General features: G+C 66.0%; 19 protein-coding genes. All 19 read left to right on the top strand.

Annotated elements, in window-relative coordinates:
- Positions 1–26: 26 nt before the first annotated feature.
- The 19 genes from NQV17_RS20735 to NQV17_RS20645 all read left to right on the top strand — a co-directional run bounded on the left by NQV17_RS20735 (position 27) and on the right by NQV17_RS20645 (position 23,799).
- Positions 27–905, top strand: coding sequence for an SDR family oxidoreductase (locus NQV17_RS20735; RefSeq protein WP_044845667.1), 879 nt, complete (start codon positions 27–29; stop codon positions 903–905).
- 2 nt (positions 906–907) lie between these two features.
- On the top strand, positions 908–2,251 hold the full coding sequence (locus NQV17_RS20730) for an acyl-CoA dehydrogenase family protein (protein ID WP_257773676.1): 1,344 nt from the start codon (positions 908–910) through the stop codon (positions 2,249–2,251).
- A complete protein-coding gene (locus NQV17_RS20725; protein WP_257773675.1) occupies positions 2,248–3,447 on the top strand; it encodes an acyl-CoA dehydrogenase family protein in 1,200 nt (399 codons plus the stop codon). Before NQV17_RS20730 ends, NQV17_RS20725 begins: the two co-directional genes overlap by 4 nt.
- Positions 3,444–4,244, top strand: coding sequence for an SDR family oxidoreductase (locus NQV17_RS20720; RefSeq protein ID WP_044845664.1), 801 nt, complete (start codon positions 3,444–3,446; stop codon positions 4,242–4,244). The genes NQV17_RS20725 and NQV17_RS20720 overlap by 4 nt, the downstream gene beginning before the upstream one ends.
- The gene (locus NQV17_RS20715) at positions 4,244–4,729 is read left to right on the top strand and encodes a MaoC family dehydratase (protein WP_257773762.1); all 486 of its coding nucleotides are present in this window, start codon (positions 4,244–4,246) and stop codon (positions 4,727–4,729) included. Before NQV17_RS20720 ends, NQV17_RS20715 begins: the two co-directional genes overlap by 1 nt.
- Before the next feature lie 22 nt (positions 4,730–4,751).
- Positions 4,752–5,957, top strand: coding sequence for an acetyl-CoA C-acyltransferase (locus NQV17_RS20710; RefSeq protein ID WP_257773674.1), 1,206 nt, complete (start codon positions 4,752–4,754; stop codon positions 5,955–5,957).
- Positions 5,958–6,125: 168 nt separating this feature from the next.
- The gene (locus NQV17_RS20705) at positions 6,126–7,085 is read left to right on the top strand and encodes a sialidase (protein ID WP_044845662.1); all 960 of its coding nucleotides are present in this window, start codon (positions 6,126–6,128) and stop codon (positions 7,083–7,085) included.
- 76 nt (positions 7,086–7,161) lie between these two features.
- Positions 7,162–9,639 (top strand): RND family transporter, encoded by a 2,478-nt coding sequence (locus NQV17_RS20700; RefSeq protein WP_257773673.1) that lies wholly within the window; start codon positions 7,162–7,164, stop codon positions 9,637–9,639.
- Between the two features lie 74 nt (positions 9,640–9,713).
- Entirely contained in the window at positions 9,714–10,793 is a 1,080-nt protein-coding gene (locus NQV17_RS20695; protein ID WP_257773672.1) for a Rieske 2Fe-2S domain-containing protein, read from the top strand.
- Positions 10,794–11,155: 362 nt separating this feature from the next.
- The gene (locus tag NQV17_RS20690) at positions 11,156–11,359 is read left to right on the top strand and encodes a cold-shock protein (protein ID WP_006751843.1); all 204 of its coding nucleotides are present in this window, start codon (positions 11,156–11,158) and stop codon (positions 11,357–11,359) included.
- Between the two features lie 460 nt (positions 11,360–11,819).
- The gene (gene infA, locus NQV17_RS20685) at positions 11,820–12,083 is read left to right on the top strand and encodes a translation initiation factor IF-1 (protein WP_011355053.1); all 264 of its coding nucleotides are present in this window, start codon (positions 11,820–11,822) and stop codon (positions 12,081–12,083) included.
- A 692-nt stretch (positions 12,084–12,775) separates the two neighbouring features.
- Positions 12,776–14,848 carry a Na/Pi cotransporter family protein gene (locus NQV17_RS20680; RefSeq protein ID WP_257773671.1) on the top strand — a complete coding sequence of 691 codons (2,073 nt, stop codon included), beginning with the start codon at positions 12,776–12,778 and terminating at the stop codon, positions 14,846–14,848.
- A 746-nt stretch (positions 14,849–15,594) separates the two neighbouring features.
- Positions 15,595–16,848, top strand: a complete 1,254-nt coding sequence (locus NQV17_RS20675) for a hypothetical protein (protein WP_257773670.1) — start codon at positions 15,595–15,597, stop codon at positions 16,846–16,848.
- Entirely contained in the window at positions 16,845–18,053 is a 1,209-nt protein-coding gene (locus NQV17_RS20670) for a 7-cyano-7-deazaguanine synthase (protein ID WP_257773669.1), read from the top strand. The genes NQV17_RS20675 and NQV17_RS20670 overlap by 4 nt, the downstream gene beginning before the upstream one ends.
- Positions 18,046–19,260 carry a S9 family peptidase gene (locus NQV17_RS20665; RefSeq protein WP_257773668.1) on the top strand — a complete coding sequence of 405 codons (1,215 nt, stop codon included), beginning with the start codon at positions 18,046–18,048 and terminating at the stop codon, positions 19,258–19,260. The genes NQV17_RS20670 and NQV17_RS20665 overlap by 8 nt, the downstream gene beginning before the upstream one ends.
- A gap of 42 nt (positions 19,261–19,302) precedes the next feature.
- Entirely contained in the window at positions 19,303–20,268 is a 966-nt protein-coding gene (locus tag NQV17_RS20660) for an HlyD family secretion protein (RefSeq protein WP_257773667.1), read from the top strand.
- The gene (locus tag NQV17_RS20655; protein ID WP_257773666.1) at positions 20,265–21,191 is read left to right on the top strand and encodes an ABC transporter ATP-binding protein; all 927 of its coding nucleotides are present in this window, start codon (positions 20,265–20,267) and stop codon (positions 21,189–21,191) included. Before NQV17_RS20660 ends, NQV17_RS20655 begins: the two co-directional genes overlap by 4 nt.
- A 1-nt stretch (position 21,192) precedes the next feature.
- Positions 21,193–22,323, top strand: a complete 1,131-nt coding sequence (locus tag NQV17_RS20650) for an ABC transporter permease (protein WP_257773665.1) — start codon at positions 21,193–21,195, stop codon at positions 22,321–22,323.
- A 6-nt stretch (positions 22,324–22,329) separates the two neighbouring features.
- On the top strand, positions 22,330–23,799 hold the full coding sequence (locus tag NQV17_RS20645) for an efflux transporter outer membrane subunit (RefSeq protein WP_257773664.1): 1,470 nt from the start codon (positions 22,330–22,332) through the stop codon (positions 23,797–23,799).
- The last annotated feature ends 27 nt before the right edge of the window (positions 23,800–23,826 follow it).

Genomic DNA, 23,826 nt, shown 5'->3' with positions numbered 1-23,826 from the left:
GATCTCTCGATCCAGGAGGCATCAGCATGGGAATCTGTAACGGACGCACCGTCATCATCACCGGCGCCGGCGGCGGGCTCGGGCGCGAATACGCGCTCGCGTTCGCGGCCGAGGGCGCGGCGGTCGTCGTCAACGACATCCGGCACGAGGCAGCGCAGGCCGTGTGCGACGAGATCGCACGACGCGGCGGCCGCGCGCTCGCGAATTCCGACGACATCACCAGGATCGACACCGCGCAGCGGATCGTCGACGCCGCACGCGAAGCATTCGGCGACGTGCACGTGCTCGTCAATAACGCAGGCATCTGCCGCGACAAGATGTTCACGAGCATGACCGAAACCGACTGGGACGACGTGATGCGCGTGCACCTGCGCGGCCACTTCTGCCTGTCGAGCGTGCTGGCGCGTGTGTGGCGCGACGCGGCGAAGGCCGGCCATCCGGTCGACGCACGCATCGTCAACACGAGCTCCGGCGCCGGGCTGCAAGGCTCGATCGGCCAGTCGAACTACGGCGCGGCGAAGGCCGGCATCGCCGCGCTCACGCTGATGCAGGCGGTCGAGCTGCAGCGCTACGGCGTGCGCGTGAACGCGCTCGCGCCGGCCGCGCGCACGTCGATGACCGAAGGCGTGTTCGCCGACATGATGAAGAAACCGGAGGACGGCGGCTTCGACTATTTCGATCCGGCCAACGTCGCGCCGCTCGTCGTGTGGCTCGGCAGCGCGCTGTCGGCCGACGTGACGGGCCAGGTGTTCGAGGTCGCGGGCGGGATGATCGCGGTGGCCGAAGGCTGGCGCACCGGCCCGAGCGTCGATCGCGGCGCGCGCTGGGCGCCGGCCGAGGTCGGCCCGGCGGTCGCGCGGCTGCTGGCCGATGCGCGGCCCGCGCAGCGCGTGTACGGGAGCTGACGATGGATCTGGCGCTCACCGACGAACAGGCGATGATCCGCGACGCGGCAGCCGACGTGCTCGCCGAGCGCAGCGCGTCGGCCGACGTGCGTCGCGCGATCGAGCAAGCGGCCGGCCGCGACGACGCGCTGTGGGCCGCGCTCGCGGGCGAGCTGGGCTGGAACGCGCTGGCGCTGCCGGAGGCGGCGGGCGGGATGGGGCTCGGCGCGGTCGAACAGACGCTGTTGATGGAGCAGCTTGGGCGGCGCGTCGCGTGCGTGCCGTATTTTTCGACCGCGTGCCTGGCGGCCACCGCGCTGGCCGGCTGCGATACGCCGGGCGCGACCGCCTGGCTCGCGAGGATCGCCGAAGGGGCATGCAGCGCGACGCTCGCGCTGCCGCTCGACTGGCCGTGCGGCGAGCCAAGTGGCGGGCGGGGTGGCCGGCCATATGGCGGGCCGGGTGCCAATGCGTTCGGTGTATCGTTCGGCGACTCGTTCGACGAACCGTCCGCTGCGCCACCGCTTCCGTTCATCGCGGAAGAAACCGCGGCTGGCTTCGCGTTGTCCGGCGTCGCGGCACACGTGTTCGACGGCGCGCGCGCCGACCTCCTGCTGGTTCCGGCGCGGATCGCGAACGAAGGGCAGTCGGTCGGCCTGTTCGCAATCGACATGATCGTCGGCGCAGCCGGCGTTGCGGCGACGCCGCTCGACACGCTCGACGCGACGCGGCCGATCGCGCGCGTCGTGCTCGACGAGGTTCGCGTGAGCCGCGATGCGTTGTTCGCGAGCGGCGCCGCTGCCGCGAAGTTGCTCGAACGCACCGCATGGTTCGCGGCGCTCGCGCTGGCCGCCGAACAACTCGGTGGCGCACAGCAATGCCTCGATCTCACGCTCGACTACACCGGCCAGCGCGTGCAGTTCGGCCGCGCGATCGCGTCGTTCCAGGCCGTCAAGCATCGCTGCGCGCAGATGATGGTGCTGATCGAATCCGCGCGCTCGGCCGTGCTCGGCGCCGCACACGCGTGGGACGCGGAAGCCGGCAGCAGCACGCCCGGCGCTACGCTGCGCGCCGACGTAGCGGCCGCAAAAGCCGCCGCCAACGATGCGTATGCGTTCTGCGCACAGGAGGCGATCCAGTTGCACGGCGGCGTCGGCTTCACGTGGGAATACGACCCGCATCTCTATTTCAAGCGCGCGCAGGCGTCGGGCGCGCAGTTCGGCAGCACGCCGCAACTGCTCGAATGGATCGCCCGCCAGGCGATCGACGGCGGCGCGTCGCAGCACGACGCGGTGCTTGCGTCGTCGTCGCCGTCGGCTTCGATCGCCACGCGTTCGTCCGCCGCGCGCACCGGAGCTCTCCAATGAACAGCGAATCGCGCGAACAGCAATTGCGGCACGAAGTCGCCGACTGGGTGCAGTCGCACCTGACCGGCGAATTCGCGTGCCTGAAGTACCGCGGCGGCCCCGGCGACGAGGAAGCGTTTCCCGAACTGCGCAAGGCGTGGGAACGGGAACTCGCGCAGGGCGGCTGGACCGGCCTCGGCTGGCCGACCGACGCGGGCGGCCGCGGCTTTTCGGTCGCCGAGCAGGTGATCTTCCACGAGGAATACGCGCGCGCCGGTGGCCCCGGGCGGATGGGGCACATCGGCGAAGGGCTGCTCGGCCCGACGCTCGTCGCGTGCGGCACCGACGATCAGCGCGCGCGTTTCCTGCCCGGAATCCTCGCCGGCACGCAGTTCTGGTGCCAGGGTTACTCGGAGCCGGGCGCGGGTTCCGATCTCGCGAACGTGCGCACGCGCGCCGAGCAGGACGCCGACGGCACGTGGCGCGTGCATGGCCAGAAAGTGTGGACGTCGCTCGCGCACGACTCCGACTGGATCTTCGTGCTCGCGCGCACCGATCCGGCGTCGAAGGGCAACAAGGGGCTGTCGTTCCTGCTGATGCCGCTCGACCAGCCGGGCATCGAGATCCGCCCGATCAAACAGCTCAACGGCGGCGCCGAATTCAACGAAGTGTTCTTCGACGGAGCGCGCGCGGAAGCTCGCGATCTCGTCGGCGCACCGGGCGACGGCTGGCGGATCGCGATGACGCTGCTCGGTTTCGAGCGCGGCATGTCGACGCTCGGCCAGCAGATGCAGTTCGTCCGCGAACTCGACTGGGTGATCGACGCCGCGCGCGAATCGGGCGCGGATCGCGACCCGGTGCTGCGCCAGCGGATCGGCCGCGCGTGGGCCGGGCTGCGCGTGATGCGCTACAACGCGCTGCGGATGCTGTCGGGCGCGGACGACGCGAACGTCGCCACCGCACCGCTGCGCCGCGAGGCGCTGATCTACAAGTATTTCTGGTCGAACTGGCACCGCGACCTCGGCCAGCTCGCGATGGATGCGCTTGGGTCCCGCGCGAACGTGATCGATCCGGCCGACGAAAAGCTCACCCATCTGCAGCGCGTGTTCCTGTTCTCCCGCGCGGACACGATCTACGCCGGCACCAACGAAATCCAGCTGAACATCATGGCCGAGCGCGGGCTCGGCATGCCCAGGGAACCGCGAGGAAACGCATGACCGAACCCCAGATCCAGAAAGCGCCGGCGTACGTGCCGGGCCACCAGCTGCTCGCCGGCAAATCGGTGCTGATCACGGCCGCCGCCGGCGCCGGCATCGGCTTCGCGGCCGCGCGCCGCTGCGCGGAGGAAGGCTGTCGCGCGCTGTTCATTTCCGACATCCACGAGAAGCGCCTCGAACAGGCCGTGGAGACGCTGCGCGCCGAAACGGGGCTGCAGCAGATCTACGGCCGCCTGTGCAACGTCGCGGTCGAGGACGACGTGCAGGCGCTCGTCGCGGAAGCCCAGGACAAGCTCGACGGCGTCGACGTACTGATCAACAACGCCGGGCTCGGCGGCGCGAAACGCATCGTCGAAATGGACGATGCCGAATGGTCGCGGGTGATCGACATTAGCCTGACCGGGACGTTCCGGATGACGCGCGCGATGCTGCCGCACATGCAGGCCCGCGGCCGCGGCGCGATCGTCAACAACGCATCGGTGCTCGGCTGGCGTGCGCAGGCGGAACAGGCGCACTACGCGGCGGCGAAGGCGGGCGTGATGGCGCTCACGCGCTGCGCGGCGCTCGAGGCGTCGCCTTACGGGGTGCGCATCAACGCGGTCGCGCCGAGCATCGCGATGCACGATTTTCTGAAGAAGTCGGCTCCGGCCGACCTGCTGAATCAACTGGCGTCGCGCGAAGCCTTCGGGCGCGCCGCCGAAGTCTGGGAGGTCGCGAACGTGATGGTGTTCCTTGCAAGCGATTACGCGTCGTACATGACGGGCGAAGTGCTGTCGGTCAGCAGCCAGCACGCATGATGAGCGCGACCCTCGACCCCGTGCGCGCGACGCCCCGCGTGTTCGCGCATCCCGGCGAACTCGCGGCGGCCGTCGGCGACACGCTCGGCGCGAGCGCGTGGCTCGCGATCGACCAGATCCGCATCGACGGCTTCGCCGACGCGACGGGCGATCACCAGTGGGTGCACGTCGACCCGGTGCGCGCGAAGGACGGCCCGTTCGGCGCGTGCATCGCACACGGCTACCTGACGCTGTCGCTCGTCAATTACTTCCTGCCGCAGATCGTGCGCATCGACGGCGCGCGGCTCGGCGTCAACTACGGCTGCGACAAGATCCGCTTCCCGGCGCCGGTGAAGGTCGGCGCGCGCGTGCGTGGCGTCGGCGAGCTGCTGCGCGTCGAGGCGCTCGACGGCGGCCTGCAGGCGTGGGTTCGCGTGACCGTCGAGATCGAAGGCGAGGCCAAGCCCGGCTGCGTCGCCGACACGATCAGCCGCTACTACTTCTAGTTTCGATTCAGAGAGCCAGCTCATGGAAGACGCAGTCATCGTTTCCGTCGCACGCACGCCGATCGGCAAGGCGTTTCGCGGCATGTTCAACGACACCGAGGCGCCCGCGCTGGGCGGCCACGTCGTGCGCGCGGCGCTCGAACGCGCGGGCGTCGCGCCGGCCGACGTCGACGACGTGCTGATCGGCTGCGCCGCGCAGCAGGGCACGCAGGGTTACAACATCGGCCGCCTGTCGGCCGCGGCGGCCGGTTTGCCGGCGTCGGTGCCCGGGATGTCGATCGACCGCATGTGCTCGTCGGGCCTGATGTCGATCGCGAGCGCCGCGCGCAGCATCGGCGCGGGCGACGCGCGGATCGTCGTCGCGGGCGGCGTCGAATCGATCTCGCTCACGCAAAACAAGCACAAGAACGGCTACCGCGCGCGTTCGCAGGCCGTACTCGACCATCAGCCGGCCGCGTACATGGCGATGATGGAAACGGCCGAGATCGTGTCGCGCCGTTACGGCATCTCGCGCGCCGCGCAGGACGAATTCGCGCTGCAGAGCCACCAGCGCACGGCCGACGCGCAGGCGGCCGGCCGCTTTGACGCCGAAATCGCGCCGCTCGACGTGCGGCGCGCACTGTTCGACAAGGAAGGCAACCCGACCGGTTACGAGGACGTGCGCGCGGCGCGTGACGAAGGCGTGCGCGCAGATACGACGGCCGAACGGCTCGCGGGGCTCAAGCCGTCGTGGAGCGGCGGCAAGGTCGTCGAGCAGGGCGAGTTCGTGACGGCCGGCAACGCGTCGCAGCTGTCGGACGGTGCGGCGGCGGTCGTCGTGATGTCGCGGGCCGAGGCGGAGCGTCGCGGACTGACGCCGCTCGGCACGTTCCGCGGGCTGGCCGTGGCCGGCTGCGAGCCGGACGAGATGGGCATCGGCCCGGTGTTCGCGATTCCGAAGCTGCTGGAACGTTTCGGGATGACCGTGCGTGACGTCGGGCTGTGGGAGCTGAACGAGGCGTTCGCGTGCCAGGCGCTGTATTGCCGCGACACGCTCGGCATCCCCGACGAGCGGCTGAACGTCGACGGCGGCGCGATTGCGCTCGGCCATCCGTTCGGGATGTCGGGCACGCGGATGACGATGCACGCGCTGCTCGAAGGCGCGCGCCGCGGCGTGCGGCATGCGGTCGTGACGATGTGCATCGGCGGCGGGATGGGTGCCGCCGCGCTGTTCGAGGTCGGCGCGTAACGACGCTCGAGCAAGGCTCACCGGCAGCCGAGCCGGCAGCCCGGTTCGGCTGCCATCCATTCGGGACCATTCGAGGCCGCGGCGACGACCGACGGCCCGGAGACTTGCAGCGGCAGGGCGAGCGCGTCGGCGCGGGCCCGGGCCGATCGCAGAGAAGGAGACAAACCGATGAAACGTACTTTGCCAGGACTCGCGATGTCGGCGCTCGTGCTCGGCGCCGCGCTGTTCGCGTTCTCGCCGCGCCCGCTGCCGGCGTTCCCGGTCACCGCGATCCATGCGGACCGCCTGCAGATCAACGGGCTCGCCCGCGCCGGCACGCGCATCGTCGCGGTCGGCGAGCGCGGCGTGATCCTGTTGAGCGACGATGCGGGCGGCCGCTGGCGGCCGGCGTCGGTCACGCCGGACCAGGGATCGACGCTCACGCAGGTGAGCTTCGTCACGCCGACGCTCGGCATCGCGGTCGGTCACGACGGCCGGATCCTGCGCAGCGACGACGCGGGCGTGCACTGGCGCGAAGTTCATGGCGACAACGCGCATTCCGATCCGCTGCTGTCCGTGTGGGGAACCGCGAACGGCCCGCTGTTCGCGGCCGGCAGTTTCGGCCAGCTGCTGCGCTCGGACGATGCCGGGCTCACGTGGCAGCCGCTCAAGACGCCGGCGGGCGACCGCCATCTGAACGCGATCGTCGGCGACGGTCACGGCGACCTGCTGATCGCCGGCGAGAGCGGCACGCTGCTGCGTTCGACCGACAACGGCGCGAGCTGGGACAAGGTGCCGTCGCCGTACCAAGGCTCGCTGTTCGGCGCGCTGATGCTCGCGAATGGCGACTGGGTCGCGTACGGCATGCGCGGCAACGTGCTGCGCAGCACCGATCGCGGCGCGACCTGGACGCACGTCGACAGCCACGTGCCGGTGTCGTATTTCGGCGCGACCCAGCTTGCCGACGGCGAACTCGTGCTGGTCGGGCAGGGCGGTGCGATCGTCGGGTCGCGCGACGGCGGCCTGACCTTCGACGTGCGCAAGCTCGGTGGCGTGCAGAGTCTCGCGGCCGTGCTCGACATGGGCCGCGGCGCGCTGCTGCTCGGCGGCGAGGCCGGCGTCGCGCCGCTCGCTGCGTCGCCGTCCTGATGCGCGGCGGCGCTCGCCTTCGCGCTGCCCGCATCGTCCGCATCGCCTGTTCCGTCCGTTCCGACACGAGAAATCCATGAACGACCTGTCACGCTCCACCGAAGCCGTTCCCGCGTCGCGCCTCGCCGCGTTCGTCGAGCGCTGCGCCGATACCATCATCCGGCAGCGCCGGCTGCTGATGCTGCTGTGCGTCGCGGTGACGCTCGCGCTCGGCCTGTCCGCGACGCGCCTGAAGCTCGATCCGGGCTTCAACAAGATGATCCCGATGCAGCATCCGTACATGCAGGTGTTCGAGCGCTACGCGGGCGCGTTCCCCGGCGCGAACACGATCCTCGTGAGCCTGCGCTGGAAGGGCGACGGCGACATCTACAACCAGACGTTCATGGATGCGCTGCGCCACGCGACCGACGACGTGTTCTTCATCCCCGGCGTGAACCGCTCGCGCGTGTTCTCGTTGTTCACGCCGAACGTGCACTACACCGAGGTGACCGAGGCCGGTTTTCGCGGCGACGTGGTCGTGCCCGGCCAGTTCTCGAGCGCGAACCCGGACGACCTCGCGAAGGTGCGCCGCAACGTCGCCCGCTCCGGGCAGATCGGCCGGCTGGTCGGCAACGACCTGAAGTCGGCGCTGATCCGCGCGGAACTGCGCGAGACCGATCCGGCCACCGGCAAGCGGCTCGACTACAGCGCGGTGGCACGCCAGCTCGAGGAAATCCGCGCGCGCTACGCGAAGCAGGGCATCGACGTGAACATCATCGGCTTCGCGAAGCTGGTCGGCGACGTCGAAGCGGGAATCGCCGGCGTGATGGCGTTCTTCGCGCTCGCGTTCCTCGTGACGGCCGCGCTGCTGTTCGCCTATACGCGCTCGCTGAAGACGACCGTGCTCGCGCTCGTCGTCGCGCTGCTGCCGGTCGTCTGGCTGCTCGGCGCGTTGCCGCTGCTCGGGCTCGGCATCGATCCGATGTCGATCCTCGTGCCGTTCCTGATCTTCTCGATCGGCGTGTCGCACGCGGTGCAGATGACCAATGCGTGGAAGCAGGCGCTCGTGCGCGGCGCGGCGTCGGTCGAGGCCGCGCGCGACGCGTTCCGCAAGCTGTTCGTGCCGGGCACGGTCGCGCTGCTGACCAACGCGCTCGGCTTCATGGTGATCATGCGGATCAAGATCGACATCGTGCGCGAGCTCGGCATCACCGCGTGCCTCGGTGTGCTGCTGATGATCGTCACCAACAAGGTGTTCCTGCCGATCCTGCTGTCGTACACGCGCCTCGAGCGCGGCACGCTCGAGCGCGCGCAGCGCACCGCGGCGGCCGGCGGCAGCGGGAAGTGGTCGCGCTTCGCCGTATTCGCGCGCCCGGCGCCCGCGCTCGGCGTGTTCGCCGTGGCGCTCGCGCTGCTCGCGTACGGCACGCTCGAGTCGCGCAGGCTCGAGATCGGCGACATCGGCACCGGCGCGCCGGAGCTGCGCGCGAACTCGCGCTACAACGTCGACAACGCGGCGATCACGCACCAGTACAACATCGGCGTCGACGTGCTGTCGGTGATCGTCGAGACGACCGGTTTCGACGACGCCTGCCTGCATTACCCGGTGATGAGCGCGATCGAGAAGTTCGAGATGAACATGCGCGGCGTGGCCGGCGTGCAGTCGGTGACGAGCGTCGCGTCGCAGGGCAAGGTGTTCATCGCCGCGTTCAACGAGGGCAATCCGCGCTGGGCCGCGCTGCCGCGCTCCAGCGACGGGCTCACGCAGGGTTCCAACGCGTTCGACCCCGACAACGGGATGAACACCGCGAACTGCAAGGCGGTCCAGGTGCTGATCTACACGAAGAACCACGAAGGCACGACCATCGCGCACATCGTCGACGAGATCAAGCGCTACGCGGCCGAGAACCCGACGCCGAACGTCGCGTTCCGGCTCGCGGGCGGCAACGTCGGCGTGATGGCGGCGACCAACGAGGCGGTCGGCGATGCGGAAGTCGCGATGCTGCTGTCGATCTTCGGTGCGATCGCGCTGCTGTGCGCGGTCACGTTCCGCTCGTGGCGCGCGGTGCTGTGCATCATCGTGCCGCTCACGCTGGTGTCGATCCTGTGCAACGCGGTGATGGCGCGGCTCGGCATCGGGCTCAAGGTCGCGACGCTGCCGGTGATCACGCTCGGCGTCGGCGTCGGCGTCGACTACGGGATCTACCTGTACGAACGCCTGCAGCACGACCTGCGCCACGGCGCGACGCTGCCCGACGCATTCGCCGACGCGATGCGCCAGCGCGGCACCGCGGCGCTGTTCACGGCCGTCACGATGTTCATCGGCGTCGGCACGTGGGCGTTCTCCGCGCTGAAGTTCCAGGTCGACATGGGCGTGCTGCTCGCGTTCATGTTCCTCGTGAACCTGTTCGGCGCGGTGTTCCTGCTGCCCGCGCTGGCCGCGTGGCTCGGCGTCGAGCGCGCCGAGCGCCGCGTGGCGCAACAGCCGCAGCCGTCCGCGTCGTCTGCGTCGCCTGCGCCGGCACCCGCGCGCGAACCGACGCGCGCGCTCGAACCCGGCAATCCGGTGCGCTGAACGACGCGCCCCCGAACCCATTACCCCGGTGCGCGGCGGGCCGCCGCGCGTTCCCCAAAGAGGAGTCAACCCACATGTCCGCACGCCCTTACAAGATCGAAGCCCAGCCGCTCGCGCAGCGCTATGCGCGCGGCTGGCACTGCCTCGGCCTCGCCCGCGACTACAAGGACGGCAAGCCGCACACGCTGAACATCTTCGGCCGCAAGCTCGCCGCGTTCGCCGATTCGACCGGCAAGATCAACGTCGTCGACGCGTACTGCCCGCACATGGGCGCCGACCTGAGCCTCGGCACGGTCGAAGGCGACAACCTCGTCTGCCCGTTCCACGGCTGGGCATGGAACGGCGCAGGGCAGTGCGCGTCGATCCCGTACTGCAAGCGGATTCCGCCGAAGGCGCGCATCGGCGCGTGGCCGACCTGCGAGGAGAACAACCTGCTGTTCGTGTGGAACGACCCGGAAGGCAATGCGCCGCCGCCGGAAGTCGCGATTCCGCGGCTCGACGTGTGCTTCTCCGACGAGTGGTCGGACTGGGTCGTCGACAAGATGGTGATCAACGCGAACTGCCGCGAACTGGTCGACAACATCTCGGACGTCGCGCACTTCGCGACCGTGCACCATGCGCCGATCGACTATTTCGCGAACCTGTTCGAGGATCACAAGGCGACGCAGCTGATGGTCGGCCGCAGCGAGAAGCTCGGCGGCGACAGCCTGACCGCGCTGTCGACGTATTTCGGGCCGGCCGTGCACATCACGCAGATGACGGGGCAGAGCGGCGGGCAGCCGATCCATTCGGTGCTGCTGAACTGCCACGTGCCGATCGACATGAACAGCTTCGAGCTGCGCTACGGCGTGATCGTGAAGAAGGTGGCCGGCCTGAGCGACGCGCAGAACCTGGAGATCGCGAACGCGTACGTGAAGGAAGCGCAGCGCGCGTTCTACGAGGACGTCGACATCTGGCACAGCAAGACGCGCATCGACAACCCGCTGCTGTGCGAAGGCGACGGGCCGCTGTACCAGATGCGCGACTGGTATGCGCAGTTCTACCTGGACGCGGCCGACGTGCGGCCGTCGAGCGTCGCACGCAAGACGTTCGAGATGAAGATCCGCGACGGCGAGGCACCGCCGGCGCTGCATCACGTGTTCGAACCACAGTAACGCAATAGCGCAGTCACGGCGCGGCGTCGCAAGTGGCGAGTGGCAAGTGGCGAGTGGCGAGTGGCGAGTGGCGAGTGGCGAGTGGCGAGTGGCGGGAAAAATAGGGGGCGTATCGCTACGCCTCCCGATTGCCGCAAACGCCCGCCGGACAAGGCGGCGCGTGCTGCCGCGCGCACGCGTCGCATCGAAAGGACTTGACGGATCGGCTTGCACCGCGTAGTGTCCGAGACCGAAGTCTTCAAGAAGCTCGATTGCTCATCATTGGCCGCACGGCGTGCGGCAGTCGTTGGTCTCTCCCTCTTTGATTCTTTCTGTGCCCGTCACGGGCGCATGTTCATTTCATTCGTATTAAGGAAGTATTTGTGGATACCGGTACCGTCAAGTGGTTCAACGAAACCAAGGGCTTTGGTTTCATCTCCCCGGACAACGGCGGCGACGATCTGTTCGCCCATTTCTCTGAAATCCGCGGCACGGGTTTCAAGACCCTGGCCGAAGGCCAGAAGGTCAGCTACGAAGTGAAGCGTGGCCCGAAGGGTCTGCAAGCGTCGAACATCACGCCGCAGTAAGCCGTATCGGCACCGGTCGCCAAGCGGCGGCCGCTGCCGGACGGATCTCGCGCGGAGGCCGGCCCGAGCCGGCGTCCAGCGCGTTCCGACGCACACGACCGATGCATCGCGGCATTCACGATGCATCGGTCGTGTGCTTCCCTCATCCATCGCACGTCCGTACGACGTGCGATCCAACGCCCTCGCGACGCGTTCGCCGTGTCGCCAGCGGCCCATGCTGCAACCCGAGTAGACCGTCGCCATGCCGCACGCGGCGCGGTCCCGACTTTGCGCGGTGCCGATCGCATCGCCGCCACTGACCGCCCGACCGCCGCAACGCGCCGGGCTCCGATTGCAAGGCGGGCCCGTCGCCCGTCTGAACGAATTGATACCCGGCATCCTGCCGGCCGCCGTCCCGTTGCGGACACGGCGCCGGCGGCTCGCCGCGGCCGCGGTCACTCACTTGTCTGGAGGAATTGGTTTGGCAAAAGAAGAACTGCTGGAACTGGACGGAATCGTCGACGAAGTGCTGCCGGACAGCAAATACCGTGTCACGCTGGAAAACGGCGTCGTGGTCGGCGCGTATGCGTCGGGCCGCATGCGCAAGAACCACATCCGCATTCTCGCGGGTGACCGTGTGACGCTCGAGCTGTCGGTGTACGACCTGACGAAGGGGCGTATCAACTTCCGTCACAAGGACGCGAATTCGCCGCGTCCGCCGCGCACCGGGCAACCGCGTCGCTAAGCAGTAGCGATCGGGCGGCGCAACGCCGTACCGATCGAAATCCGTCCGGCCCGGTCATGCGGCCGGGCACACCGGATGGACGGCGCAGGTCGCGCCGTTCGCCGGTCTGGTTCGCGGATTCGACATCGGCGAGCCATCTCCGACGAGCGCCGGCCCAAAGCGCGCGCTCCGCTCCCATCCAGTTGTACGCATCCACGTATCGCACCGCGCGTTTCAATTTCGAAACATGCCGACGTGTCGGCACAGCGGCGTGCTCGGCCCGCTCGTGACGGTGACGCCACCACGTGGTCGCCGGGCGCGCGTGTTGGCGGCAATCAACATGGGCCGATGCATGAGAGAGGCAGGCCTGTATCAACGCTGCAACAGATTCATTCGCCCAACGGGCCCATCTCCGTATTTTTCGGTTTCAACGCGCCTTGCGCACCCGACCCGCATTGGTGGCACGCCACTTGCAGCGGGGATGTGCCTGCGGGCGCGTGATTTCATGGAAACCGCCGTGGGTGACCGTAACGTGGCGCACGGCGTCTTCGGGGGAAGGCCCGTCGCGTGATCTACGGTTCGGTCGTGCGTTTCTCCGTCGCGACAAGACGCATTCGAGTTCGCCTTTCCTTGCCGGCCGGCGACGGGCGTGATCGAACTTCACGACGGGAAACGTTACAAGAACAACCGGTCGGCGTCTGGGGCCCAGAGTCATGACATTCACGTTCACGCTGGTCGATCTCGCCGGCTCGATTGCGCTGGTGCTGCTCGGGACGCAGATGCTTCAGACCGGCATGCAGCGCGCGTTCGGCGCTGGCCTGCGGTCGCTGCTGGAACGGGCGCTTTTCGGGCGACTCCCTGCCTTCTTCGGCGGCATGGGCGTAACAGCGGTGCTGCAGAGCAGTACGACGACCACGGTCATGACGAGCGAACTCGCCGCGCAGGGGCGCGTTGGCCTTGTCCCGGCACTGGCCGTCGTGCTCGGTGCGAACGTGGGTACGACGTTGCTCGTGCAGGTGCTTTCGTTCGAAGTCGGCGCCGTATCGCCCGCCCTGATCCTCGTTGGCGTGCTGATGTTCCGCAAGGTATCGAACACTTGCGCTCATGAGTTGGGGCGCACGCTCATCGGCCTGGGCCTGTTGCTGCTCGCACTGCATCATCTGCAGGAGTTGATGACGGACTACGAGGATGCGCCGAATCTTCGGATGTTGCTGAGCGACGCATCCACGATACCGCTGATCGACGTCCTGCTGGCGGCCGGCCTGGCCTGGGCCGCCGATTCGAACGTCGCGATCGTGCTCCTGATCATGTCGCTGTGCGCGCAAAACGTCATTCCCCCCGATACGGCTTTCGCACTGGTGCTGGGTGCCAACCTGGGCGCGGCCATCCGCCCGGTGCTGGAGGAGACCGCGACACACGATCCGGCCTCCAGGTGCGTGCCGGTCGGCACGCTGCTCATTCTGTCGGCCGGCGTGGTGATTGCGCTTGTCGCACTGACGCCGATCGGCTGCGTCATGGTCAGGATCGAACCGGACAATGGGCGGGTGGTGGCCGATTTCCATACGCTGTTCAACCTGTCGCTGGCCGGCCTGTTCCTGCCGCTGCTGGTCCCGTACGCCGACCTGCTGACCCGACTGCTTCCTTCGCTCGTGAAGGTCTCGGCTGCGCCCCGATCGCAGTACATCGATCCGCTCGCGGAACAGGCGCCCGGGATCACGCTCGGCATGGAAGCCCGTGATGTGCTTCCCGTCGCCGACAGGCGATACTCGATAGGCTCACGAGCCCGTGCCGCATCGATCGCCCGTGCCGGAACGTCGGTCACGGAAGTTCGTACCCACGACGACGTTCTCGACAACGTCAGGATTGCGCCCCGGACACCGCTGACGCGCCCCGATGCCGGACAACTTGCCGGCTACGAGGGACAGCACCGGCATGCGGGCGAGGACCGGCTACAGGAGGACGCGCGTCATCGCATCGAAATCAGGAAATCCGCTGGCCATACGGTCGAGCACCTTGGCGCCGACGGCAACGTGCAGACGTACTACCCGGCGAAGTCCCTGTGGCTCACCCTGCAGGACATCCAGGTCGTCAGGCGCCTGGAGCCAGCCGGCGGGACAACGCATTCGACGCTTTCGACCTATGTGCAGGGGACCGCGAGTCTGGACGACTGCTGTCTGTCGGTCATGGGTGACGTGCAGAACAGCACGCGCACGATACACATCACCTTCGCGGCTCGCGAGATCGGCCAGCCTGAACGGCACGGCCTTCGCGAATTGCAGGACGAACTGGGCATCACCCATTCGGACGATCCGCTTGGCACGGCACGGCTCGGCTACAACGAGTCCGATGACGAGATGCAGGAACCGGCTCAGTGGTGGGCATGGTGCGATGTGCCGGCGAGCAGTATGCAGGCACTTGCCGACGGTGTCGAGGCGGGACAGGTCACAGCCGTCAAGGCCGGACTGTGCCTGCGGGACGTCTATACGTCGATCCCGCCCGGTGCCGTGCTGGCGGGGGGATTGCGCGCGTTCCTGAGACCCGGTGAGGACGGCAACGCATTGAAGGCGGCGCCGACCACCAGCGGATACGTCGTGTATCTCGCCATCGATCTCCCGAAGGTCAGTCTGCCGGGAGATGGCCGGTCAGCGCGGATGCCGCTGCGCACGGACGACGGAAATCCCGTCGTGGCGCTGACGGAAAGGCTCGACAAGGTGTTCACCGGTTTGAAGTGGCTCGCTGCGCTGGTCGCGATCCTGGTTGTCGTGCTTCTGAGCAAGGGGCGATGACAACCAGGAAGCCGGGGGCTGCCGATCGCGTGGCGGCCGATTCGGCTACCGGCTCCGAATCACTGCATCAGGCGTGCGCAATGTTCGAGCGGCCGCGTCTCGCAGGAAATCTTCGACGAATCGCACGTACAGTGGTGTGAGATGGCTGAGGGGGGGCTCCTCACCCTACTTGATCGACGGCCATATTGGTTTTCGGGATCAGGCGTCAGCGGTCACGGGGGCAGAACGATCACCATCGCAACATCGGAGCCGACAGCGTCGCGCCTGCGCCAGCGACCCGATCAACGAAATTCGCTCGTTTGTCGTTCTCGGCACAATGAGGCCACTGTTTGCAATGCTGAATTTCCATGATCGAATCCGGCCGCCGCCGTACTATTGAGGCCTGCGAACGATTCTATTCGGCCGGGGATTTCGATTTGGTACTGGTACTAGTGTCCAATTTGTTTCAAAGTGGTAATTATCGACTTAATCTCAAAATCAAAATTATCGCCATTCGTTTTCGTGTTGACGCATTGAGTTTTGAAAAATAGAATTTTTCGTCGATCCGGATGGTTTCGGTTTTGTCTTTGGCCTCGATTCTCTCGCGTGGAATGTCTCAATTGACGATGGCGGATCATTCAGCCTTCGTGGATTTTCTTGGCAAATATTATTTGAGTGTTTTGATTTTCAAGATTCGATCGAATTGTTGGATTAATTTTCAATGGTTCGATCGTGTCCATTCACATTGAAACGATGGAAGTACACCAATGGATGAAAGAAAAGAGTCTCCGGCGGCAACAGCATCGAATATCTACTTCGGTCCTTCCGCGCAGAGAAAATGGTTGGGACGTGGTCCGGCGCGCGATGTCGACGTCGTGCTGCTGACACATCCGCGCGACCGCGCCGACGTTGCGCGGATGTTCCCTTGGGCAGACATGCTCGACGGCGACGCGCTCGCAGATTTGCTGGACTGTTTGCAGCCCGTCTACGGCGAGATCATCGAGGCGCAGGACATCAACATTGGCATCCTGTTTCTGCCGATTCTCGCGGAAGACATGATCGACCCGAGAAAGCGCGCATCCAGCCGCAGCCGCATGGAGAAGGAGGGGTTGACCAAGGCGGCCGCTATGGGCGCGCGGCATGTCTGTCTGGGCGGACTAACCGGGGCACTGACGAATTACGGACGCCGCATCGAAGCGCGCTCGAAGGAACTCGGTCTCGAATTGACGACCGGCCATGCGGTGACATCGGTCTCGATCGTCCGCCAGTTCGACAAGGCGCTGTCCGAGTCGGGATTGAACGGAGGCGACGCCGTCCTCGCCATTCTCGGCGCCGGCAGCGTGGGTGCGGGGGTGGCCAGGCTGCTGGCGCATTCGCCCCGGGCCACTCGGCCCGCGGAATTGATCCTCGTCGACACGCTGCAGCAGCGGGACAGGGTTCGCGCTCTCGCGGAGGAAGTGGCGGCAGGTTCTCCGATGCGGGTATCGGTCGAGGTGCTTCCGACGCGTTACGCGTTGCCGGACGACAGCAGGTGCTATCTCGATGCCAACGTCATTGTCAGCGCGGTCAGCACGCCTTCCATCCTCGATATCGACCTCGTGCGCGCCGGTACGATCCTGCTCGATGACAGCCAGCCCTATTGCTGGGATCGCGACGCGGCGTGGGCGCGTGTGCGGGCGCGTGGCGACATCCTCCCGTGCGACGCAGGGCTTGTCGATGTAGGCGAGATCGCATACCGGTCGTTCTTCCCGTTCGATTTCGCCGACGACGTCGGACACGGCAGCGTCGTTTCATGGTCGTGCCTCGCCGAAGGGTTGTTACGCGCGAGCCTGCCGCGGCTTGCAAGCAATATCGGCGAGGCCGATACGGCGCAGTTGCTTGCCTACGAGCGCGCGTTCGATGACATGAAGTTCGGGATTCCGCCGCTCCAGTGCGGTAAGCATGTGCTCGATGTCGCCGCTTTCCGCCGCTTTCTAGGCAATGCGGCCGGACCCTCCGGCGCGCGGGGAGGTCGTTCGTGAAGACGATCCCGATCCATCGCGGATGCACCCGCTGCGGGATGCCGTTGCGTTACGACGCGCTGATGAACGGCACCGACGCCGACGAGATCGTGGCATCCGGGCTGTGCACACACTGTTCGGGCATGCAATCCGACCGGCGCGCGGAGTACGAACCGGATGCGGATCACGAATGGTTGCTCGATTCGATCATTTCCGCCGCCGACGGCGAGCGCACGTGGCGTCACAAGGCGCTCTCGGTCGCGAAACGCCTGCCGTTCGTTGGCGACGCCAGCCTCGGGACGGCAGCGGCCATGCTCGATTCGATTCCGGCGCGTGAGCCACGTTCGACCTATTCCGCGATGGTGCTCTACAGCGGCGGCAAGGATAGTACCTACATGCTGGTTCAACTCGCCGAGAAAGGGGTGAACGTTTGTGCGTGGATGCTGGATCCCGGCTTCCAGTCGCCGCAAACCCTCGAGAGCGCGCGGCGCGTTACCGCGAAGCTTGGTATTCCACTGGTGATCGAACGTCCCGACAAGGCGCTCACGGATGCGCTGTTCCGATCGGGATTCTCGATCGACGGGAACTCGGATGTCGATCTGCAGAAAGGCGCCATGACGTACGGCTCCGCGTGCTGGCCGTGCTTTTCGCTGATCGCGGTCAGCGCGAGCGCATTCGCGAATCGCCATCGCATTCCGCTTTGTTTCATCGGCACGCAAAAAGGGCAGAACCGGTTGAATCTCGAGGGTGCCGGCGTGTTGTCGGCGCGCGCATTGCCGAAAGTGAACGATCTCGTCGCCAAGTTCGTGCAGCCGTTTCGGAAAGCGATTCCGGACCACGCGGGCTCGCTGGACGCCGATCCCGACGACATCAGGTTTCCGACCGTGCTCGTCCCGTACTACGAACTCGTGCGCAAGCCGGAGCGGGAGGCCCAGATTGCTCATATCGAGCGATATGACTGGATTCTCCCGAAGAACACGGGCGCGTGCAGTTCGAACTGCATGATCAACGAACTGGGTCGGGCGGTCATGCGCTCGCGATTCGGTTTCGATCTGTATCAGGTGATCGACGCGAACGAGCGTCGGCTCGGGCACGCCCCGGACCAGGCGGCGTCCGGCTCGCCCGATCCGGCCATCGTGCGTCTCGGTGCAACGATGCTCGGCTTGAGTGAGCAGGAGGCCGCCGAACTCGGCGTGGCGATTCGAAAGGGCAATCACGATGCGTAACCTGAGCGAAACCGAAACCTACTCCTTTACCGATCACATCCTGAGCCGCGCCGTCTTCGCGCTGTCGCGCGTCGTGGGTGTGAAGAACATCACTCGGCCGTTCTGGAATCGCTGGAGGGCGGCGCTGTTCGACCAGAACACGCTGGATCGCTTTCTTGCCGCGATGCACGGTCTCTCGGACTGGCCGACGAAGGGCGTGGCATTCCTGCAAGGCGAGATTCGGCAGGTCGAGGCAATGCTGCCGCGGATGTCCGACGAGGAGGCCATCGCACACTACCGGCGTCTGTCGTTCCTCGCTCATCTGGTTCAGTGGGGTTGTCTGCCGCTTTCGGATGCAAAGACGATCGCATATCGGCACTGTCGTGACTTCTACGTCGAGGCAGAACGTCGGGCATTCGGCGCGCGATTCGCCCGCCTGCGTATCGACTGGCAACACAATCCGATGTGGGCGAACCTGCATTTGCCGCAGATGCCGTTGTCGTCGCGGAAGAGTCCATTGGTCGTCATCGTACACGGCATGGACGACGTCAAGGAGGAGCATCTCGCGAGCGAACTGCTGTTTATGGAAGCGGGTTTTGCCGTAATGTGCATCGATGGTCCCGGGCAAGGCGAATCGTTCCTGATCGACGGCACGACGTGGCCCGAGAACTTCGACGAGGCGATCGTCGCGGCCGTCGACGCGTTGAGCAGCCATCCGCAGATCGACACCGAAGGCTATGCCATCGCCGGCATCAGTTGGGGCGGCATGTGGGCCTACAAGATCGCCGCGGCCGACGCGCGTGTCAGCGCGATTCTCGATCTGGGCGGCCCCGTCGACGCGCGTGACTACAACAAGCTGCCATTCTTCCTGAAAAGCAAGTTTTGCCAGATTCTCGGCATCACGTCGCTCGAGGATGCCCGGGCGGCGGCGGACCATTTCGCCATCCGCGACGTCAAGATGCTTGGCAAGATCCGCGCCCGCGTCCATATCGTTCATGGCGGACGCGACCCGCTTGTGTCGGTCGCGGACAAGACATGGCTGCGCGATACCTTGAACGGGCTCGGGCTGACCGACGGCATCAAGCTGACGCTATTCGACGACGGGGACCATTGCTGCACGCAATACGCGACGGAAATCCGGCGTGCGGCTGCCGCCGAGTTTCTCGACGCCTACACGCAGCGAACCGCCGCGCGATGCCCGCCGGACCGTCGTTTGCCGACCGCGTAATCGGTCGTCGCATACCACCGTGCAACATTCGGTTTCTTCACTATGGAACGCATCACGCTTACGCCTCGGCGGGTCGGGTACGGTTTCGTTTGCGTGTGCCTCCTGACCACAGGTTGCACCCAGTCGCCGGAAACGTATCACGGCTATATCGAAGGGCAGTTTTCCTATTTGTCGGCGCCGTACTCGGGGAACCTGAAGACATTGCGTGCCGCGCGTGGTGACCGTGTCGACGCGGGCGCGGGCGTCTTCGAGATCGATGCGCCCGACCTGGAACAGGCGATCAAGCGCCAGTATCACCAGTGGCAATCGTCGCGGAACGTGCTCGGCGACCTGGAACAAGGCAAGCGTTCATCGGAAATCGATGCGGTGAAGGCACAGCTCGAACAGGCGCGGGCGAGCGCGGTTTTTTCGACGCAAAGGCTCGCCCGTGCCGAAGCCGACTACGAAATACGCGCGATTTCACTCGATCAGCTCGAAAGCGAGCGCGCGGCGGCGCGGGTGGACCAAGCACGAGTACGGGAACTTGCCAGTCAGCTGAAGACGGCGCGGTTGCCGGCACGAGACGGTCAGCTGCGTTCGCAACGACAGAGCACCGACGCGCTTCAGGCCGAATACGAACGGCTGCGGACGCAGTACCGGCAACTGTCCGTGCAGGCACCTGGAAAGGGTGTCGTTGCCGATACGTTCTTCACGCCGGGCGAGTGGGTCGTCGCGGGCAAACCGGTGGTCAAGATTCTCGTCGATCGCAATACGAAGGTGCGCTTCTTCGTGCCCGAGGTCGCGCTGCCTCATCTGCGCGTCGGTCATGTCGTGAAGCTCACATGCGACGGGTGCGCACGCGGCTATTCGGCAACGATCACACATATCGCATCGGACGCGGAATATACGCCGCCCGTCATCTACAGCAACGACGCGCGTTCGAAACTGGTGTTTCTTGTCGAGGCGCGACCCGACACCGCCGATGCGCGCGGACTGCATCCGGGCTTGCCGGTCGAGGTGACGCGATGAACCACGCACCGCCGTTGATCGAGGTGCATCGGCTGAACAAGCATTTCGGCGCGCGGCACGTCGTCAAGAACCTGAGCCTGCAGGTCGGCCGTGGCGAGATATTCGGCTTTCTCGGTCCGAACGGGAGCGGCAAGACGACCTCGTTGCGCATGATGTGCGGACTGCTGACGCCGGACTCCGGCAGCGGGACCTGCCTCGGATTCAACATCCTGACGCAGCGCCAGGAGATCAAGCGGCGGGTCGGCTACATGACGCAGCGCTTTTCGTACTGGGAGGACCTGACGGTGCGGGAGAACCTCGACTTCGTCGCGCGACTGTATGCGATCGACGCGCGAAAGGAACGTGTCGCACGGATCCTCGCCGAAATGGGACTGGAATCGCGAGCGAACCAACTGGCCGGTTCATTGTCGGGCGGCTGGAAGCAGCGCGTGGCGCTTGCGGCTGCGCTGTTGCAGTCGCCTGAGCTGTTGCTGCTCGACGAGCCGACAGCCGGCGTCGACCCGGGCGTGCGCAGGGAATTCTGGGAGGAACTGCACCGTCTGGCGGCCCGCGGCATTTCGGTGCTCGTCAGCACGCACTATATGGACGAGGCCGAGCGTTGCCACAAGCTCGCCTACATCTCGTACGGGACGCTGCTGGCGCACGGCGAGGCCGGCGAGCTCGTACGGCGGCATGCGCTCCATACCTGGTCGCTGTCCGGGGGAGATCTCGTGCGATTGAACGACCGGCTGAAGGGGCGGCCGGGCGTCGAGCAGGTGATTGCGTTCGGGCGTGCGCTGCACGTTTCGGGGCGTGACGAGGCCGTGCTTGGCGCGACGCTCGAAATGGTCGGCGGCGATGGCGTCGAGATCCAGAGAGTCGCAACGAATCTGGAACACGTTTTCCTGCACTTGATGAAGGACGGATCCGGGGAGCCAGGCTGACATGACCGGATTTTCGGTTTCCCGCTGGTGGAGCATGGTGACGAAGGAATTCCTGCAGATCCGCCGCGATCGCGTGACGCTCGGGATGATCGCCGTGTTGCCGATCGTGCAGCTGGCGCTGTTCGGTTTCGCGATCAACAGCGATCCAAGGCATCTTCCGACGATCGTGCTTGCCGACGACGCAAGCGAATTCTCGCGATCGCTCGTCGCCGGCATGCGCAATACAGGCTATTTCGATATCCAGGGTGGCCTGTTTTCCGAGCGCGCGGCACGTGACGCATTGCAAAAGGGAACCGTGCAGTTCGTGGTCAGCGTGCCGCACGACTTCTCGCGGCGGCTGGTGCGCGACGAGCTGCCGGAAATTCTGGTCGAGGCGGATGCCACGGATCCCGCGGCAACGGGAAATGCGATCGCCGCGTTCAACACGATGACGCGTACGGTGCTGAACAAGGATCTGACGGGAGCGCTGGCGCCAGCCGTGCCGCCGCAAGCATTCTCTGCCCGTGTGCACAAGATCTACAATCCGGCCGGCATTACGCAGTACAACATCATTCCGGGCCTGATGGGCGTCATCCTGTCGATGACGATGGTCATGATGACGAGTCTCGCCATCACGCGTGAACGTGAGCGCGGAACGATCGAGAACATCCTCGCGTCACCGGCAACGTCCATCGAGGTGATCTGCGGAAAGATCGTTCCGTACATCGTGATCGGCATCCTGCAGTGCACGATCATCCTGCTGGCGGCCCGGTTCGTATTCAGCGTGCCGTTCGAAGGCAATCCGGTGACGGTCTACTGCCTCGCGTCGTTGTTGATCCTCGCGAACCTGATGGTCGGCATCGCCATCTCGTCGGTCGCGCGAAATCAGTTGCAGGCGATGCAGATGACTTTCTTCTATTTTCTGCCAAGCGTCCTGCTCTCCGGATTCATGTTCCCGTTTGCCGGCATGCCGGGCTGGGCACGGATGATCGGCAACGGATTGCCGCTGACCTATTTCAACAGGGCCATTCGCGGCGTCCTCCTGAAGGGCAGCGGATGGAATGAAGTTTGGCCCGATGCCGCGACGATGGTCGCTTTCACGCTGGTTGCAATGACCTTCGGCCTGCTCGCGTACAGAACCACGCTCGATTGAACGACGATGGCACAACGAACACATCCTGGCCGCCGCGCTTGCCGCGCAATTGCGCTCCTGCCGATCGCGGTCGCCATCGTTCTGGGGCAAGGGTGCCGTCATCCCGCGTTCGTCTCTCGTTCCGCGAGCGATCTGGCATTGCCTTCCACCTTCATGGGAATGAGCGCCGGATCGGCCGAACGCGACGGCGCTTCTGTTCCGGCCGAACACGATCCGCGCTGGTGGCGGCGCTTTGGCTCGCCGGCGCTCGATACACTCGTCGAGCAGGCGATGCAGGATAGTCCGTCCGTGCGGAGTGCGGAGTCGCGGCTGGTCGAAGCCACGAAGTATCTCGAGGGCCAGCTCGGAGCAAGTCGCTATCCGCAGGTCGATTTCGGCGCGTCGGCAAAAAAGGAGCAGTTGAATACCGCTGCGGCCGGCCTGCCGATGATTCCGAACCCGTCGCCATTCATGTTGTACAACACGAACGTGAGCGTTCGATACGACTTCGATCTCTTCAGTGCGCAGCGCCATCGGATCGCCGCGAAACGATACGAAGCGGCGCTGAGAAAGCATCAGGCAGACGCGGCACGCCTGACGCTGGCCGGCAATATCGCGGCCGCGGCGGTCCGGGAAGGGCGGCTGCGCGACGAAATCGAATTGAACGAAGGCGTGTTGCAGAACCGGCAGGCCGTCCGGCAGACGCAGCACGATCGCTATGCAATCGGCAGCGTGGCTTATCGGGAAACGATCGACGGCGATTCGGACGTCGATCGAATCGAGGCGGAACTGGCGACCTTGCGCGCGCAACTGCAGCAGGTCCGGTTTCAACTCGCGGTCTATGCGGGTGTTCCATCGCCCGAATCGCTGCCGCGGTTTCGTCTGGACGATTTGCAGTTGCCACGGGACCTGCCGTCGACGGTTCCGTCGGAGTTCGTGCGTCAACGTCCCGACATCCTCGCAGCGGAGGCGAGCCTGCACATTGCTGGGGAACTGGCCGGCGTTGCCACGGCCAATCTTTACCCGCGGATCGAACTGGGCGCGAGCATCGGGTCGTCGCCGCTGGTGCTCGGCCAGTTGTTCGCGGGCGGCACGACGATCTGGAATATCGGTGCCCAGCTAAGCGCACCGATTTTTCACGGTGGAGAATTGCGTGCGTCGCGGGATGCGGCGTATGCCGCGTACGATGCGACGTTTGAAGACTACCGGAAGGTCGTGCTCAGCGGATTGCAGAGCGTTGCCGATGCGATGACCGAAATCGATCGCGATACGACGGCGCTGCAGGCCCGTGGCGCCGTCGCTCGCCGCCAGCAGACCGTTCTCGAGATGACGCGGCGTCAGTTCGAGAACGGCAGCTCGGATCGGCTTCGCGTGCTACGTGCCGAGTATGCGTACGATCTGACGCGGCTGGAGATGATTCGCCTGCGCGCGGCCAGGATGGCCAGTACGGTTTCGTTTTTTGCCGCCGTCGGTGGCGACGCGTATCCTGCGCGTTGACGGCAGGCATCCGGGCGGAAGACGGAG

Source organism: Burkholderia sp. SCN-KJ (assembly GCF_024656005.1).
Taxonomy (GTDB): Bacteria; Pseudomonadota; Gammaproteobacteria; order Burkholderiales; family Burkholderiaceae; genus Burkholderia.
The sequence above is the reverse complement of the archived record's forward strand: the minus strand, read 5'-3'. Positions and strand labels throughout refer to the sequence as shown.